This is a genomic window from Pseudomonas asgharzadehiana (genome assembly GCF_019139815.1).
Taxonomy (GTDB): Bacteria; Pseudomonadota; Gammaproteobacteria; order Pseudomonadales; family Pseudomonadaceae; genus Aquipseudomonas; species Aquipseudomonas asgharzadehiana.
In genome coordinates this window covers 4,181,524-4,195,930 of the sequence record NZ_CP077079.1, presented here as the reverse complement: position 1 = coordinate 4,195,930, position 14,407 = coordinate 4,181,524, and the positions used below count along the sequence as shown (strand labels likewise).

General features: G+C 63.0%; 14 protein-coding genes and 1 pseudogene. 10 read left to right on the top strand and 5 right to left on the bottom strand.

Features of this window, described 5'->3' with window-relative positions; all coding sequences use genetic code 11:
• Positions 1–41: 41 nt before the first annotated feature.
• The 8 genes from KSS96_RS18900 (at position 42) to KSS96_RS18865 (ending at position 8,502) form a co-directional block, all read left to right on the top strand.
• Positions 42–2,435 carry a TonB-dependent receptor plug domain-containing protein gene (locus KSS96_RS18900; protein WP_065877609.1) on the top strand — a complete coding sequence of 798 codons (2,394 nt, stop codon included), beginning with the start codon at positions 42–44 and terminating at the stop codon, positions 2,433–2,435.
• Positions 2,436–2,451: 16 nt separating this feature from the next.
• Complete coding sequence (locus KSS96_RS18895; protein WP_017528240.1) at positions 2,452–3,417, top strand: amino acid ABC transporter permease; 966 nt, start codon at positions 2,452–2,454, stop codon at positions 3,415–3,417.
• On the top strand, positions 3,410–4,183 hold the full coding sequence (locus KSS96_RS18890) for an amino acid ABC transporter ATP-binding protein (RefSeq protein ID WP_017528241.1): 774 nt from the start codon (positions 3,410–3,412) through the stop codon (positions 4,181–4,183). The genes KSS96_RS18895 and KSS96_RS18890 overlap by 8 nt, the downstream gene beginning before the upstream one ends.
• A 17-nt stretch (positions 4,184–4,200) precedes the next feature.
• Complete coding sequence (locus tag KSS96_RS18885; RefSeq protein WP_135196115.1) at positions 4,201–5,127, top strand: ABC transporter substrate-binding protein; 927 nt, start codon at positions 4,201–4,203, stop codon at positions 5,125–5,127.
• 12 nt (positions 5,128–5,139) lie between these two features.
• A complete protein-coding gene (locus KSS96_RS18880) occupies positions 5,140–6,723 on the top strand; it encodes a flavin monoamine oxidase family protein (RefSeq protein ID WP_017528243.1) in 1,584 nt (527 codons plus the stop codon).
• 11 nt (positions 6,724–6,734) lie between these two features.
• The gene (locus KSS96_RS18875) at positions 6,735–7,157 is read left to right on the top strand and encodes a RidA family protein (protein ID WP_017528244.1); all 423 of its coding nucleotides are present in this window, start codon (positions 6,735–6,737) and stop codon (positions 7,155–7,157) included.
• Between the two features lie 174 nt (positions 7,158–7,331).
• Complete coding sequence (locus tag KSS96_RS18870) at positions 7,332–7,718, top strand: DUF4398 domain-containing protein (protein ID WP_223271400.1); 387 nt, start codon at positions 7,332–7,334, stop codon at positions 7,716–7,718.
• 10 nt (positions 7,719–7,728) lie between these two features.
• Positions 7,729–8,502, top strand: coding sequence for an OmpA family protein (locus KSS96_RS18865; protein ID WP_065877601.1), 774 nt, complete (start codon positions 7,729–7,731; stop codon positions 8,500–8,502).
• 110 nt (positions 8,503–8,612) lie between these two features.
• Here the strand turns inward: KSS96_RS18865 and KSS96_RS18860 are convergent, their stop codons facing one another.
• The 4 genes from KSS96_RS18860 to KSS96_RS18845 form a co-directional block, all read right to left on the bottom strand.
• Positions 8,613–9,821 carry a DUF1835 domain-containing protein gene (locus KSS96_RS18860; protein WP_116077755.1) on the bottom strand — a complete coding sequence of 403 codons (1,209 nt, stop codon included), beginning with the start codon at positions 9,819–9,821 and terminating at the stop codon, positions 8,613–8,615.
• 151 nt (positions 9,822–9,972) lie between these two features.
• Entirely contained in the window at positions 9,973–10,215 is a 243-nt protein-coding gene (locus KSS96_RS18855) for a hypothetical protein (RefSeq protein ID WP_017528248.1), read from the bottom strand.
• Positions 10,216–10,385: 170 nt separating this feature from the next.
• Entirely contained in the window at positions 10,386–11,438 is a 1,053-nt protein-coding gene (locus KSS96_RS18850) for an L-idonate 5-dehydrogenase (protein ID WP_137219782.1), read from the bottom strand.
• 13 nt (positions 11,439–11,451) lie between these two features.
• Complete coding sequence (locus KSS96_RS18845; RefSeq protein ID WP_135196113.1) at positions 11,452–12,225, bottom strand: glucose 1-dehydrogenase; 774 nt, start codon at positions 12,223–12,225, stop codon at positions 11,452–11,454.
• 146 nt (positions 12,226–12,371) lie between these two features.
• Between KSS96_RS18845 and KSS96_RS18840 the strand changes: the two genes are divergently transcribed.
• Positions 12,372–13,244 carry a LysR family transcriptional regulator gene (locus KSS96_RS18840; protein ID WP_017528251.1) on the top strand — a complete coding sequence of 291 codons (873 nt, stop codon included), beginning with the start codon at positions 12,372–12,374 and terminating at the stop codon, positions 13,242–13,244.
• A gap of 118 nt (positions 13,245–13,362) precedes the next feature.
• Positions 13,363–13,515 (top strand): annotated as a pseudogene (locus tag KSS96_RS28055) (ABC transporter ATP-binding protein); the annotation flags it as partial.
• Here KSS96_RS28055 and KSS96_RS18835 read toward each other — a convergent pair.
• The gene (locus KSS96_RS18835) at positions 13,487–13,630 is read right to left on the bottom strand and encodes a hypothetical protein (RefSeq protein WP_217855204.1); all 144 of its coding nucleotides are present in this window, start codon (positions 13,628–13,630) and stop codon (positions 13,487–13,489) included. The pseudogene KSS96_RS28055 and the gene KSS96_RS18835 overlap by 29 nt on opposite strands.
• Positions 13,631–14,407: the final 777 nt, after the last annotated feature.

The following is a 14,407-nucleotide window of genomic DNA, read 5'->3' as shown; positions in this document are numbered from 1 at the left end:
GTGCCTGCCCGACTTCGCGATTTGCAACGCTGGGAGTAGCTATGAAGCACGTTTTACAACCCACCACGGTGCTGGCGCTGGCGATCCTGGGGAACACCGCGCAAGCCCAGGACGACAGCACCCTGTCCACCGTCGTCGTTACCGGTAACCGAGGCGCCGAACAGCGCACCGTCACCAGCAGCCCGGTGCCGATCGATGTGGTCAGCGCCAGGCAACTGCAAAGCACCGGCAAGCCCGGTTTGATGGAAGCCTTGAGCGCGGTGATCCCGTCGCTGACCCTGCCGGAAAAAACCGGTTGGGACGCCAGCGGCATTGCCCGTGCGCCCAACCTGCGCGGCTTGAGCGCCGCCGAGGTGCTGGTGCTGGTCAACGGCAAGCGTCGCCATACCGCCGCCACCTTGAACATCAACGGCATCAACACCGGCGCCGCACCGGCGGACCTCGACCTGATCCCCATCAGCGCCATCGACCATGTGGAAGTGCTGCGCGATGGCGCCGCCGCGCAATACGGCTCCGACGCCATCGCCGGGGTGATCAATGTGATCCTCAAGGCCGACACCAGCGGCACCTCGGTGACCAATGCCGGCCTGGGCTATGACGGTAAAAAGCAGACCGTGCAACAAAGCCTCAACAAGGGTTTCGAGATCGGCAATGGCGGCATCCTGCAACTGGCGCTGGATGCGCGCAGCCAGAACGATGACAACAAGGCCAGTGCCAACGGCTACACCTATGCCCAAGCCTATGAGCAGGCCGGTCGCGCCACCTATGGCGGCTACGGCACGCCCAAGACCAACCTGCTGACCCTGGGCTACAACGCCGAACTACCCATCGACGACAGCTTCAGCCTGTACTCCTTCACCACCTACTCCCGACGCAAGGCCGAGCAGGGCCAGAATTTCCGCCTGCCGACCATCACCAACACCATCACCACCGGTCCCAATGGCTACCCCGGCGGCTATACGCCGACCTGGTACATCGACGAGGACGATTTCCAGGCCGCGTTCGGCGGCAAGGGCACGGTCGGGGCGTGGGACTGGGATTTGTCCACCACCTACGGGCGCAACGAAGCGGAGCAGGGCACCACCCACAACCAGAACCCGTCCCTGGGCGAGGCCACGCCCAATAGCTTTACCTCCGGCACCTGGATCAGCACCGAGCTGACCACCAACCTCGACTTCAAGCGCGGCTTCGATGTGGGCCTGCAAAAACCGTTGGACCTGAGCTACGGCTTCGAACATCGCCGCGACACCTATGAGGTCCGGGCCGGTGACTACGCCTCCTATGCCAACGGCGGTTACTGCGTGGCGCCGGGCAATTGCGCTTCCTCCGGGGCCCAGGTCACCAACGGCATTTCGCCGGATGAAGAGAGCAGCGCCTCGCGCAACAGCCTGGCCAGTTACGTCGACGTGGGCTTCAACCCGCTGCCGGACTGGTACGTGGGCACCGCGTTTCGCTATGAACACTACAACCAGGGCGTGGGCGCCACCCGCAGCGGCAAGCTGACCACCCGCTACGACTTCACCCCGAAATTTGCCGTGCGCGCCACGGTCAGCAATGGCTTTCGAGCGCCGTCGTTGGCCAACAGCCTGTTCAGTGCGCGCTCCACCACCTATGGCGTAGTGAACGGGGTGTATCAGTCGATCAACTACGGGGTGCTGCCGGTGGGTTCGGCGGCCGCCAAAGCGCTGGGCGCCGAGGAACTCAAGCCCGAGCGCTCGACCAACTTCAGCCTGGGTTTCACCCTCACGCCCACCGACCGCCTGAACTTCACCGCTGACGCCTACGTGATCAACCTGCGCGACCGCATCACCCTGACCGGCACCTTGCTCGGCCCCGAAATCACCCAGGTGCTGCAAGGCAACGGCATCACTTCCACCTCCGGCGGCCAGTACTTTATCAACGGCGCCGACACCCGCACCAAAGGCCTGGACCTGGTCGGCAACTACAACCAGGACCTGGGCCCTTATGGCGCGCTGAAGTGGACCGCGGCATTCAACTGGAACCAGACCAAAATCCTCAACTACAAAGCGTCCACCACGATCCTCGGCACCGCCTACGACCTGATGGACCGCCAGGCGCGCAACCTGATCACCGGGGTGCAACCGAGCACCAAGTTGATTCTCGGCGGTGACTGGAGTATCGACCGTTTCAACCTCAACCTGGCCCTGACCCGCTACGGCGCCTACAAGGAGGTCAACGTCTCCGCCGACCGCGGCCTCGACCGGGTCTACAGCGCCAAATGGATCACCGACCTCGACCTTGGCTACAGCCTCACCAAGGACCTCAACGTGGCCATCGGCGCCAAGAACCTGTTCGACCTCTACCCCAAGAAACAAGGCGTGCCCAGCAGCACCATGCTCAGCAGCTATGGCACCTATTCGCCCTACGGTTTTACCGGCGGGTATTACTACACCCGCCTGACCTATGCCTTCTGAGGCCGAGGAATACAGCATGCCTATCGTCGCCAAATCCTATGACCTGATCGACACGCACCGCCCGGTTCGCCAGGCGCGCATTTCCACACCGATCAAAGCCCTGCGGGTGGTACCCGCGCGGCATCCCTGGCGCTGGGCCGGGTCGATCTTCGCCGCGCTGGTGCTGCTGGCCGTCGTGCATTCCCTGGCCACCAACCCGCGCTGGGAGTGGGGCGTGTTCGGCCAGTGGTTCTTCTCGCCGTCGGTACTGCGCGGCCTCGGCCAGACCTTGTTGCTGACCCTGTTGAGCACGCTGTTCAGCGTCATCCTCGGCACCGCGTTGGCCCTGGCGCGGCTGTCGGGCTCGCCGCTGCTGGCGGCGCTGGCCTGGGGTTATATCTGGTTCTTCCGCTCGATGCCGGCGCTGCTGGTGCTGATCATCCTGTACAACTTTGCCTACCTGTATGACCACATCGTGCTCGGCGTGCCGTTCACCAGCGTGGTGTTCGCCGAGTGGTCGACGGTGGACGTGCTCAGCCAGTTCACCACGGCGGTGCTGGGCTTGAGCCTGATGCAGGCGGCGTACGCGGCGGAGATCATTCGCGGCGGGCTGATCGGTGTCGACGCCGGCCAGCATGAAGCGGCAGCGGCCCTGGGGCTGCCGGCGTCGCGACGGATCTTTCGCATCATCCTGCCCCAGGCGCTGCGCTCGATCCTGCCGTCGGGTTTCAACGAAATTATCGGCCTGGTCAAGGGCACCTCCATCGTCTACGTGCTGGCCTTGCCGGAGCTGTTCTACACCGTGCAGGTCATCTACAACCGCACCCAGGCGGTGATCCCGCTGCTGATTGTGGCCACCGTGTGGTACCTGATCATCACCACCGTGCTCACCAGCGCGCAGTACTACGTCGAGCGGCATTTCGCACGGGGTACGGCAAGAGTGCTGCCGCCCACGCCGGTGCAACGGGTGCGCCGCTGGTTCAAGGAGAAACACCATGGGTGAAACACACGCCGGGCGCATTCAAATCCAGGGCGTGGGCAAACGCTTTGGCAACCAACAGGTGCTCAAGGACATCGACCTGACCATCGACCCTGGCAAGGTTACGGTGATTCTCGGGCCCTCCGGCTCGGGCAAGTCCACCTTGCTGCGCACCATCAACCACCTGGAGAAGATCGACAGCGGCCACATCACCATCGACGGTGAATACGTCGGCTATCGACGCAAGGGCGACCTGCTCTTTGAACTCAAGGAACGCGAGATTCTCAAGCGGCGTATCGACGTGGGTTTTGTGTTCCAGAACTTCAACCTGTTCCCGCATCTCACCGCCTGGGAAAACGTCGCCGAAGCGCCCCTGGCCCACAAGCGCTGGGGCAAGGCCGAGGCGCAGGCCAAGGCGGGTGAACTGCTGGCCAAGGTCGGCCTGGCGGACAAGGTCGACGCTTACCCCCGCCAACTCTCCGGCGGCCAGCAGCAACGCGTGGCCATTGCCCGCGCCCTGGCGCTGGACCCGAAAGTGCTGCTGTTCGATGAACCCACCTCAGCCCTCGACCCGGAACTGGTGGGCGAGGTGCTCGACGTGATCAAGGGCCTGACCCAGCTGGGCGTGACCCTGGTGATCGTCACCCACGAGATCGGTTTTGCCCGCGAGGTGGCCGACCACGTGGTGTTTCTCTGCGACGGCCAACTGATCGAAGAGGGCCCGCCCGAACAGATCTTTCGCCAACCCCGACATCCCCGCACCGCCGCCTTTCTCGGCAAGGTGCTTTAGTTAACGGAGTGACTGCCATGTCTATCAAAACCGCCCGCGTGGCCTGGCTGACGCTGGCCCTGAGTGCCGCGCACAGTGCATTCGCTGCCGTGCAACCGGTGGATCTGAGCCCTGACCGCGCGCGCATTCATGCGCCGCGCAACGCGGCGGCCATCGCGCAGATCCCGCCGGGCTTCAAGTTCGCCCAGCCGGGCAAGTTCACCGTGGCCGTGTCCGGCGTGGCCGGGCCGCCCCTGGCGCTGCTGGCCAATGACGACAAGACCACCATCGGCAGCGAAGCCGACACCGCGCAGTTGATCGCCGACAGCCTGGGCCTGCAACTCAACGTGGTGCAGACCAGTTGGGAGGATTGGCCGCTGGGGGTCAGCTCGGGCAAATACGACGCCGTGATCAGCAATGTCACCGTGACCGAGGCGCGCAAGAAGCGCTTTGATTTCGCCACCTATCGCCAGGATGTGCTCGGCTTCTACGTCAAAACCACCAGCAGGATCACCGAGATCAAACAGGCGGCGGACATCGCCGGGTTGAAGATCATCGTCGGCTCCGGCACCAATCAGGAGAAAGTCCTGCTGGCCTGGAACGAGGCCAATGAAAAGGCCGGCCTCAAGCCCGCGCTGTTGCAGTACTTCGACGACCAGGCCGCCGCGCAACTGGCGGTGCAGTCGGGGCGCAGCGATGCGCTGTTCGGGCCCAACTCGGTGTACGCCTATTCGGCGGCGATCACCGGGGGTATCAAGCGCGTCGGCACGGTCAATGGCGGCTGGCCGTTGCAGGCGGATATCGCGGTGACCACGCGCAAGGACAATGGCCTGGTGCAGCCGATCCACACCGCCCTGCAAGGCGCAATTGCCGGCGGCCAATACGAGCAGGTGCTGCAACGCTGGGGCCTGGACGTGGAGCGTGTCGACGCATCGCAGATCAACCCACCCGGCTTGCCGGACTGAGGAGCAATGAGCATGGGACTGACACGACGTGAAGCGTTGTCGAGCATCGCTGCGGTCGGCGGTGAAAAGGCGGTCAAGGATGCACTCGCGGTGTTGGGGTTGGGGCCGTCATCGCACCGCCGCCCGCAACCGTTGCAACTCCAGGAGGGCCTGGGGCAGGGCACCCGCGTGCTGGTGCTGGGCGCGGGGATTGCCGGGTTGGTCACCGCCCTGGAACTCGGCCGCGCCGGGTTCGACGTACAGGTGCTGGAGGCGCGCGACCGCGTCGGCGGGCGCACCTGGACCCTGCGCCAGGGTGATCGCGTGGCCTACACCAATGGCCGCACGCAAACCGTGGCCTTCGATCCGGGCCTGTATTTCAACGCCGGCCCGGCCAGGATTCCGAGCCAGCACCGCACGCTCCTCGACTATTGCAGCGAACTCGGTGTGCCCCTGGAAGTGCTGGTCAACAGCAGCCACGGCGCCCAGGTACGGCCCGATCTGCGGCAACCGGCGTTCACGGTCGGCCAGGCGATCAACGATGCGCGCGGGCATGTGTCCGGCTTGCTGGCCAAAGCGGTGCAACGCGATGCCCTCGATGACGTACTGAGCGGTGAGGAGCGCACGCGCTTGCTGGGCTTTTTGCAGGTGTATGGCGACTTGTCCCAGGAGCTGGCCTTTGAGGGCACGCTTCGTTCGGGGCACTTGGAATCTCTTGCCCATCCCGGCGCCTTGCCGGCCAGCCGCGCACCGCTGGGGTTGGATCGGTTGCTGCATCCCGAGCTGTGGGGCGCGTTGCTGCACACCGAGTTCCCGGAATTTTCCGCGACCATGTTCCAGCCCGTCGGCGGCATGGACCGCATCACCGACGCCTTCTACCAGCGCGTGCGTGACCATGTGCAGTTGGGCGCGGTGGTTCGCCAGATCCGCCAACGGGATGACGGCGTGGCGGTGACCTACCACGACCGCGGCAGCGGCCGCGAACAGGTGGTACGCGCCGATTATTTGATCTCGACCCTGCCGTTGCCGCTGCTGGCCAGGCTCGACACCGACTTCAGCGAGCCGATCAAAGCCGCGTTGCACGGCACGCGCAACGACCAGGCGACCAAAGTGGCCTGGCAATCGCCGCGCTTCTGGGAAACCGACTACCGCACCTACGGCGGCCTGTCGTGGATCGATCACCCGGCGCGCCTGCTGTGGTACCCCAGCAACGACCTCAACACCCGCGACGGCGTGCTGGTGGCGGGCTATGTGACCGGCGAGGGCGCCGATGCGTTTGGCGCAACGCCTTTTGCCGAGCAATACGCCGCCTCCAAGGAGGCCGTGGAGCTGCTGCACCCCGGCAATTCAAAACACCTGCGCAACCCCTTGGCCGTGTCCTGGGAGCAGATCCCCTACAGCGAAGGCCCATGGCTGCAACGCGAACACTTTGCGGCCGATGCCAGCGCCTTGCTCGAAGCCGGCCACGGTCGCGTGTATTTCGCCGGTGACGGCCTGGTGCAAAGCGGCGTGGGCATCTGGCAGGAGTCGGCGGCCAACTCGGCGCGGCACGTGATTGCGCAACTGGCTGAACGGGTTACCCAACAACGACAGGTCGCGGCACTGGCCGCTTCTTAAGGAGACTCATCATGAGCGACAGCATCCAACGCACCAGCGTCGGTGATTTCCCGATCTCGCAGACCGTTACCGTACCGGCCTGCGCCAGCCTGGTTTTCGTCAGCGGCACCTTGCCCGACCTGGCCGACCCGAACGTGCCAGGGGTGTTTGGCGATACCGAGGTTCAGACGGTGTCGGTGTTCAACAAGCTGCGCCAGATCTTGCGCCAACAAGGCCTCGACCTGGGCGACATCGTGCAACTGCGGGTGTTTCTGGTGGGCGCCGAGCAGACCCAGGGCAAGCTCGACTTTGCCGGGTTGCAGCGCGGCTACACGCAATTTTTCGGCACGCCCGAACAGCCGAACAAACCGGCGCGCACGGCGCTGCAAGTGGTGGCTTTGCCGTTGCCGGGGGCGTTGGTGGAGGTTGAAGCGGTCGCCGCCAGGCCGGCCTGACAGCAACGGTGCAGGGCCTGCGCCGGGGCGCTGGTTATTGGGAGATTTCCTACACATAAGCAGGAAATCTCACCATTCTGATTAATGTTTTTCCTCCTAGCATGGCCCCCGCTTGAACTCAGGCGGGCCCTTAAGGGCCACTCGAACCCAATGCTTAGGAGCCGAACCGTGAAAATGACGAGTGTCAGTAACTACCTGCGCCGCTCGGCTTTCGCCGTCATCGTCGTGAGTGCATTGGCGGGCTGCGCCGCAACGCCTCTGCCCGCAGAAAAAATCTCCCTGGCCCGTGACTCGGTAGAGCGCGCGCTGTCGGCGCAAGCCACTCAATTCGCCCCGCTGGAACTGAGGACAGCCCAGGACAAATTGGCGCGCATGGAGCAAGCCATCGGGGAAAAGAACTCGGTCCAGGTCCACACGTTGGCCGAGCAGATCGAAGCCGACGCCAACCTGGCCGAAGTCAAGGCCAATGCCGCGCGTAAACAACAGGTCTTGAAGCAGGCGCGGGAGGGCATCCAGGTGCTCAAGCAAGAAATGCTCAACGCCCCCGCGACCACCCACTGAGGACTTTGCCATGCGTGCCATTTTTTTCATTCCTGCCCTGTCGGTCCTGAGCCTGGCGTTGGCCGGTTGTGCGACTGCGCCGGAAAACCCGCAACTGCTGCAAGCCCGCAGCCAGTTCTCCGACCTGCAACAAAAGCCCGAGTCCAATACCCTGGCGGCGGTTGAAACCCGTATTGCCGCCAACGCGCTGGACCGCGCCAATCAACTCTCCCTGCACAGTCGCACCGACCCGCAGGTCAACCAGTTGGCCTACCTCGCCACGCAGAAAATCGCCCTGGCGGAACAGACCATCATTGGTCGCACAACCGATGCCCAGCTCGACAACATCGCGGCCGACCGCACCCAGGTACAGCTTGATGTGCGCACCGCGCAGCTCAAGGCTTTACAGGCGATGAAGGCCAAGCCGTCCGAGCGTGGCCAGGTCATCACCTTTGGGGATGTGCTGTTCGATACCGCCAAGGCCGACCTCAAGCCCGCCAGCGCGCGTGATCTTCAGGGGCTGGCGGATTTCCTGTTACAGAACCCGGAGCGCCAGGTGCGCGTGGAAGGTTTCACCGACAGCACGGGGGCTGATGCTTTCAACCAGAGCTTGTCCGAGCGACGTGCCCAGGCGGTCGCCCGTGGCCTGCAACGGCTCGGCGTCGCGGCCGAGCGCGTGACGGTAACCGGTTACGGCAAGCAGTTCCCGGTCGCTGACAACCTGAGCGCACACTCGCGCCAGCTGAACCGCCGCGTGGAAGTGATCGTGTCCAACGGTGCCTCGGCGGTCAGTGCTCGCCGCTGAGTCTCGACGCTCATGGACGAGCCCTTTGCGTAGCCGCTGCGGGGTTTTGGCGCGGCTGCGTGTGCGGTGTGTCACCCACGCTGCAGACGCAGCCACGTCAGGGCGCGTTGCTAGCGCTCGCGCCACACCGGCTTGAGGTGGCGGTCCAACGCCCAATGCGCCTCACCCGGCCGCGTGCAAACACCGCCTACCCACCGCTCGGATTGGGTGTGGGCTATCCAGTTGGCGTTGCCACTCAATACCTCGCTTCCCAACGGCGTCAACGCCAGCCTGCGCTGAGGCCATGGCAGGTGGGCCTCGGTTTCGAGCAGTAACGGCTGTGCCCCATCGATCAACGGCCGCAGCAGCGCATGAAACATCATGTCCCCCAGGAACGGCAGCGGCTCGCGCTTGGCCATCAACTCGGCGAACACCCGGCCGAACGCTACCGGCCCGGCTTCGGCGATGTAAGTGAGGGCAAGGCGTTCGGTCAGCGACAGGCCGTCCTCAAGCCCCGGCAATTCCTGCAACTGGCGCAACAGGGCGGGTGCCATAAGCGGCAGGGCGGTGTGCTCGGCATGGGCCAACTGCGCCAGTGCGATGGGTGAGCTGTCGCAGTACGCCGCCCAGGCCTGTTTGGCCAGGTGAACCGCGTCGTCATCGATCACGCGCCGTTGCGGCCATAACCAGGCCAATACATCCGGTGCCAGTTGGCCAATGCCGATAAAACGCTCGACGCCGGGAATGCGGTCCACCTCGATCAGTTCCAGCCTGGGCGGAGCCTGCTCGAGACCGGCCAGGGCGCGGATCAGGAACAGCTGGTCATAGGCATCCGCCTCGCACCACAGCACGCTGTGTTCGGCGCTGGCCAGGGTTTGCAGTTGGGTGTATTCGTCGACCACGCGGCGTGTGGTGTCTGTTTCGTCCATGGCGAAGGCCCGGCTGATGAACGCGCCGCGCATGTCGTGGAATGCCTGGCGGGGCAGGTCGCGCACCGGGCCCATGCACAGCGGGTCGGTCAGCATCCGGAAGCGGCCCTTGAAGCCTGCCACCTTCAGTGTGTGGGCAATGTCGCTGCCGCAACGCCAGTGGGTGGTGCGCGCTTCATCGCTGGCATCGAAGCCCGGGTGGCGAGCCGCGAAGTCGAGGGCGTCGACATGCGCCTTGAGCTTGGGCCAACTGCTGAAACCGAGCTGTCTGGCGACTTGCCATTGGGCCTGGGATAGCGTGGCTGCCGGGTCTTGGGTCTTGAGCTGGGATAACAGTTCCTTGGCGCGCTTGCGCTGCTGCTCAAGGTTCAGACGGCCATCGGTGTTGGAGGTGACGGGACGTTGCGACATACGAGCTCCTTGCACAAACCTTTTCCGCTTTAAGGTGTGGAGTCGTAGAAATAAGAGGGTGCTTCACTGTCTTGGGCGCAGCCCTTTCCGCGGAAGGTGGCGTAGAGAGCGCCAGGCGGCAAATATAGGCAGTGCGGTGCGCGATTGCAAATCAGGCGCGCGCATCGGGCTTGCGGTCGATCCAGTGCGTCTTGATGCCCTTGGCCCACGCCACCGTGTAGAAACAGCTGAGCAATACGATGCCCCATTGCTCGGCATTGATCGAAGACCAGAACCAGAACGGCTGGCCCGCCATGCCGAACAGGCAGGCGTAGCGGCGCACCTTCAGGCGTTTGCTCTGGCTGAACCAGATGGCGACGACGCCGAGGGCGGCGATCATGATTTGTGCGATCAAGGGGCGTGCTCCATGTTCTGAAGTTTCACAGGAGGCGCTGGCTCGCGTGTGGCAGCGCGGTGCCGGAACCTGAAGTTCTGAACCGCGCAGGTGGCGATAGTTTGATTTTTTCAGGCAAAAGTCGCACTGCCTGGCAACCACCGCGCCCACAGCAAAGTCACAAACGGGCGTTAATCCAGATCGCTCACGCCAAAATCCAACACCACCTTCATCGCCTGGGTCTTGTCCGCCGCCAGCTCAAATGCCCGCACCGCCTGTTCGAATGGCACGGTGTGCGAGATCACCGGCCGTACATCAATGATCCGGCGGTTGAGCAAATCCACTGCCTGGGCAAATTCCGGATGAAAGCGGAAGGTGCCGCGCAGGTCGATCTCGCGGCTGACCAGCAGGTTGAGCGGCAGCGTCACGTCACCGCCCAACCCGACCGTCACCAACACGCCGCGCGGGGCGATGCATTCCAGGCCGTTGCGCAGGGCCTGGGCGCTGCCGGACACTTCGAACATCACATCGAAGTAGCCTTTTTCGTTGGTGTAGCGCTTGAGTGCATCGTTGCCGTCGGCAAGGTTGTGGGTGCGGCTGGCGCCCATTTTTTCGGCGCAGGCGAGGGCGCTGGCCGACAAGTCCACGGCGACGATTTCAGCCGCGCCCGCTGCGCGCAAACCGCCGATCAGCAGGTTGCCGATGGGGCCGCAACCGGTCACCAGCACACGCTTGCCGAACACCGCGCCGGCGCGTTGGATGGCGTGCAAACCCACCGACAACGGCTCGGCCAGCGCACCTTCGGCGAGGGTCACGTGGTCGGCCAGGCGATGGGCCTGGTGCGTTTCGATCACCAGGCTTTGGCGAAACGCGCCTTGGACATGCGGGAAGGGCATGGCGCTGCCGTAGAAGCGCATATTCAGGCAATGATTGGGCAAGCCCTGCTGGCAATAACGGCAACCGCCGCAGGGGCGCGACGGCGAGACCGCGATGCGCTGGCCGACCTTGAACGGCCCGGCGTCCACGCCCACGGCATCGATCACCGCCGACACTTCATGGCCGAGCACCATCGGTTCACGCAGGCGCACAGTGCCGAAACCGCCGTGTTGGTAGTAATGCAAATCCGACCCGCAGATACCGCCGCGGGCGATGCGCACGCGCAGTTGGCCGGGGGCGAGGGTTTGCGGTTCATCCTGAGGGCTGACCCGCAGGTCTTTTGAGGCATGGCAGACGATAGCGTGCATGAGTTTCTCCGGGTTACAGCGATGCGGTGATGCCGCCGTCGACATACAGGATATGGCCGTTGACGAAACTGGCCGCGTCACTGGCCAGAAACACCGCCGCGCCGGCCAGTTCGGCCACGTCGCCCCAGCGTCGGCTCGGCGTGCGTTGCACCAGCCAGTCGCTGAATTCGGGGTTGGCCACCAGGTTGGCGTTCAGTTCGGTCTTGAAATAACCGGGGCCGATGCCGTTGACCGTCAGCCCGTGCGGGCCCCAATCAATCGCCATGCCTTTGGTCAGCATCTTCAGCGCGCCCTTGCTTGCCGCATACGGCGCAATGCCTGGGCGGCCCAGCTCACTTTGCACCGAGCAGATGTTAATAATGCGCCCACGCTTGCGCGGGATCATCGCCCGCGCCACGGCCTGGCCCACCAGGAACGCACTGTCGAGGTTGGTGCTGATCAGCTCGCGCCAGTGGTGCTCGCTGTAGTCTTCCAGCGGCCCACGGCGTTGCATGCCGGCGTTGTTCACCAGAATCTCCAGCGGGCCGAGGCGCGCCTCGATGCTCGCAACGGCGGCCTGGATCGCCGCGCTGTCGGTCACATCGAACGGCTGGGTGTGCACCTCCAGGCCCTCCAACGTGAGCAAGGCGGCCGCGTCACGCAAGGTGCTGCGGTTGCGCCCGTTGAGTACCACCCGCGCCCCGGCCTGGGCCAGACCGCGCGCGATGGCCAGGCCGATGCCGGCACTGGAACCGGTGACCAGCGCGAGCCGGCCGTCGAGGCGGAAGTTATCTAAAACGCTGTGCATGGAGCCTGTCTCCTGACGTGCTTATTGTTATAAGCAAACTCATCTTCAATCATCGCGAGTGACCTTAGTTCACCCCAAGGCGCGGTGGGGGGCCAATATTCATTTATGATCGGCTGATCAATTTTTGTGATAACCGAGGAGGCGGGATGGAACTCAAGCACTTGCGGGCGTTTGTGGTGCTGGCCCAGGAGCTGCATTTCGGCCGGGCCGCCGCGCAATTGTCGATTGTGCAGCCGGCGCTGAGCATGCAGATCAAATTGCTCGAAAGTGGCTTGGGTGTGCGCCTGCTCGACCGCAATCGCCATTCGGTGACGCTGACCGAAGCCGGCCGTGTGTTCTTGCCCGAAGCCCAGGCCACCTTGCATCAGGCCGCACGGGCGGCCGATGCGGCGCGGGCGTCCAACCGTGGTGAAATCGGCCGTGTGCGCCTGGGTTTTGTCTCGTCGGTGTTGCCGCAATGGCTGCCCGAGTTGATCCGCGCGGTGCACCAGCGCTACCCGCGCATCGAGCTGGAACTCAAGGACATGCCCGGCCCCGATCAAGCCGCCGCGTTGAAAAACGGCCTGCTGGATTTCGGCCTGATGCGCCTGCCCGCCACACATCCCGGCGTGCAGACGCGCGCGGTGCTACAGGAAAGTTTTTGTGTGGCGTTGCCGGCGGACCATCCGCTGGCGGCGCAGCCCTGCGTGCTGCCCAGCGATTTGCTCGACCTGCCCGTGTATATCCTCGCGCGCCGCTATGCGCCGGGTTTTTACGATGAATTTATCCAGGCACTGGGCATGCCCTTGCAGATCGCTGCCGAACTGGGCGAGTTCACCACCATGCTTGCACTGGTCTCTGCCGGGTTGGGCATTGGCGTATTGCCAGAGCAGGCGGCGCGGGCGCTGCCGACCAACTGCGTGTCGCGGCCTCTGCAACTGGGCGCGTTCAAGGCCAGCACCGGGTTGGCCTGGACCGAACTGGACAGTGCGGTGAAGAGCACCGTGTTCAACCTGATTGGGGAGTTGTTTGGGGAGTGATTGTGAGTGGAGGGGCGGTAGGGGCAGTGAATGCATTTATAGCTGACCCACTGCCATCGGGAGCAAGCCCCCACATTTGGATCGCGGGGCCTCAGTTAGAGAGTTGTTCGAACCGTCACACGTCGATGAGATCGTCACGCACTGCGATGACTTCTACATGCTCAGCCAGCGGCGCTTCAATCGTTTCAATGATGCGCAAGGCTTTACGAGTGCGTACAAGGCCAAGAGCCTGGATGAGGCGTTTATTCATGCGGCGAGCCTGCGTTCGTGAGGGGGCGTTGTGGATACACGATCAATTCCAGTGCCCCTTTGTAATAGCGCTTGCCCCCCGGTGGCAGTTGCCCGGCCTCGCGCATTTCGCTGGTGCTGCCGACGCGTATCAGCACGCCACTTTCTAATCCTCAGTGAGGGCTCTGGCTCCCTTAACGGTCTGACAGCAAGCAGACATCTACCGCATGCCCTGCGGCCTAGATGTAGGCGGGACAAAGCCTAGCCAGTAACGTTTTTGAAACGCTTTACACGCATGGTTTTTTATACAGGTGAGGGTCAATACCGTTCGTAAAAGCGGAGTGGATTTTGCCATTTGTCGGATTGTCTGCTGCATTTTTGAAGAATGCCCAGTTTGCTAAAAGAAAATGCCTTCGAGAGCGGTCATTTCTTCTTTTAGTCTGATTACGTCTAACTTATTAATTTAATAAAGAAACAGATTTTTGATGTATGGCAAGAAGTGCGTTTTAGTGTTTTGCGCAACTATTCTTCGTCCGAAATTGTTGAGTGAAATTTCCTAATGCTTTGGGTTAAATTTCGTACGTGAGTTTTTTATTAATATTGCAGTTTTTTTTGAAGCGGCTAGATTTGGTTTTGTCGCTTGTTGATAAGCGATTGGAGGTCAGAGTTGTAAATAAAAAAGTGGAGAGTTGAAATGAACATTGAAGAGTTTGGAGAGTTTGTTTTTAGTTTCGAAAGTGAGTATGGGTTCAACCCTTATGTAGATAACGCCGGAGGGTCTGGGAGCCAAGGCGGGTGCGGGGGGAGCGGAGGATGTGGTGGTGGCGGAGGATGTAATGGAGGAAGTGGTGGCTGCCATAATTCGATAGCGGAGCATCCAGCTGCGGATGAATAGATTCAGTCTCCACTCACCTAATGAGGTTTTCTGGTTTGCC

Bases quoted from the DNA above. Each gene is read 5' to 3' on its own strand.
- KSS96_RS18900 (WP_065877609.1), top strand. From the start codon at position 42: ATGAAGCACGTTTTACAACCCACCACGGTGCTGGCGCTGGCGATCCTG.
- KSS96_RS18890 (WP_017528241.1), top strand. From the start codon at position 3,410: ATGGGTGAAACACACGCCGGGCGCATTCAAATCCAGGGCGTGGGCAAA.
- KSS96_RS18880 (WP_017528243.1), top strand. From the start codon at position 5,140: ATGGGACTGACACGACGTGAAGCGTTGTCGAGCATCGCTGCGGTCGGC.
- KSS96_RS18895 (WP_017528240.1), top strand. From the start codon at position 2,452: ATGCCTATCGTCGCCAAATCCTATGACCTGATCGACACGCACCGCCCG.
- KSS96_RS18860 (WP_116077755.1), bottom strand. From the start codon at position 9,821: ATGTCGCAACGTCCCGTCACCTCCAACACCGATGGCCGTCTGAACCTT.
- KSS96_RS18840 (WP_017528251.1), top strand. From the start codon at position 12,372: ATGGAACTCAAGCACTTGCGGGCGTTTGTGGTGCTGGCCCAGGAGCTG.
- KSS96_RS18850 (WP_137219782.1), bottom strand. From the start codon at position 11,438: ATGCACGCTATCGTCTGCCATGCCTCAAAAGACCTGCGGGTCAGCCCT.
- KSS96_RS18870 (WP_223271400.1), top strand. From the start codon at position 7,332: ATGACGAGTGTCAGTAACTACCTGCGCCGCTCGGCTTTCGCCGTCATC.
- KSS96_RS18865 (WP_065877601.1), top strand. From the start codon at position 7,729: ATGCGTGCCATTTTTTTCATTCCTGCCCTGTCGGTCCTGAGCCTGGCG.
- KSS96_RS18885 (WP_135196115.1), top strand. From the start codon at position 4,201: ATGTCTATCAAAACCGCCCGCGTGGCCTGGCTGACGCTGGCCCTGAGT.
- KSS96_RS18845 (WP_135196113.1), bottom strand. From the start codon at position 12,225: ATGCACAGCGTTTTAGATAACTTCCGCCTCGACGGCCGGCTCGCGCTG.
- KSS96_RS18875 (WP_017528244.1), top strand. From the start codon at position 6,735: ATGAGCGACAGCATCCAACGCACCAGCGTCGGTGATTTCCCGATCTCG.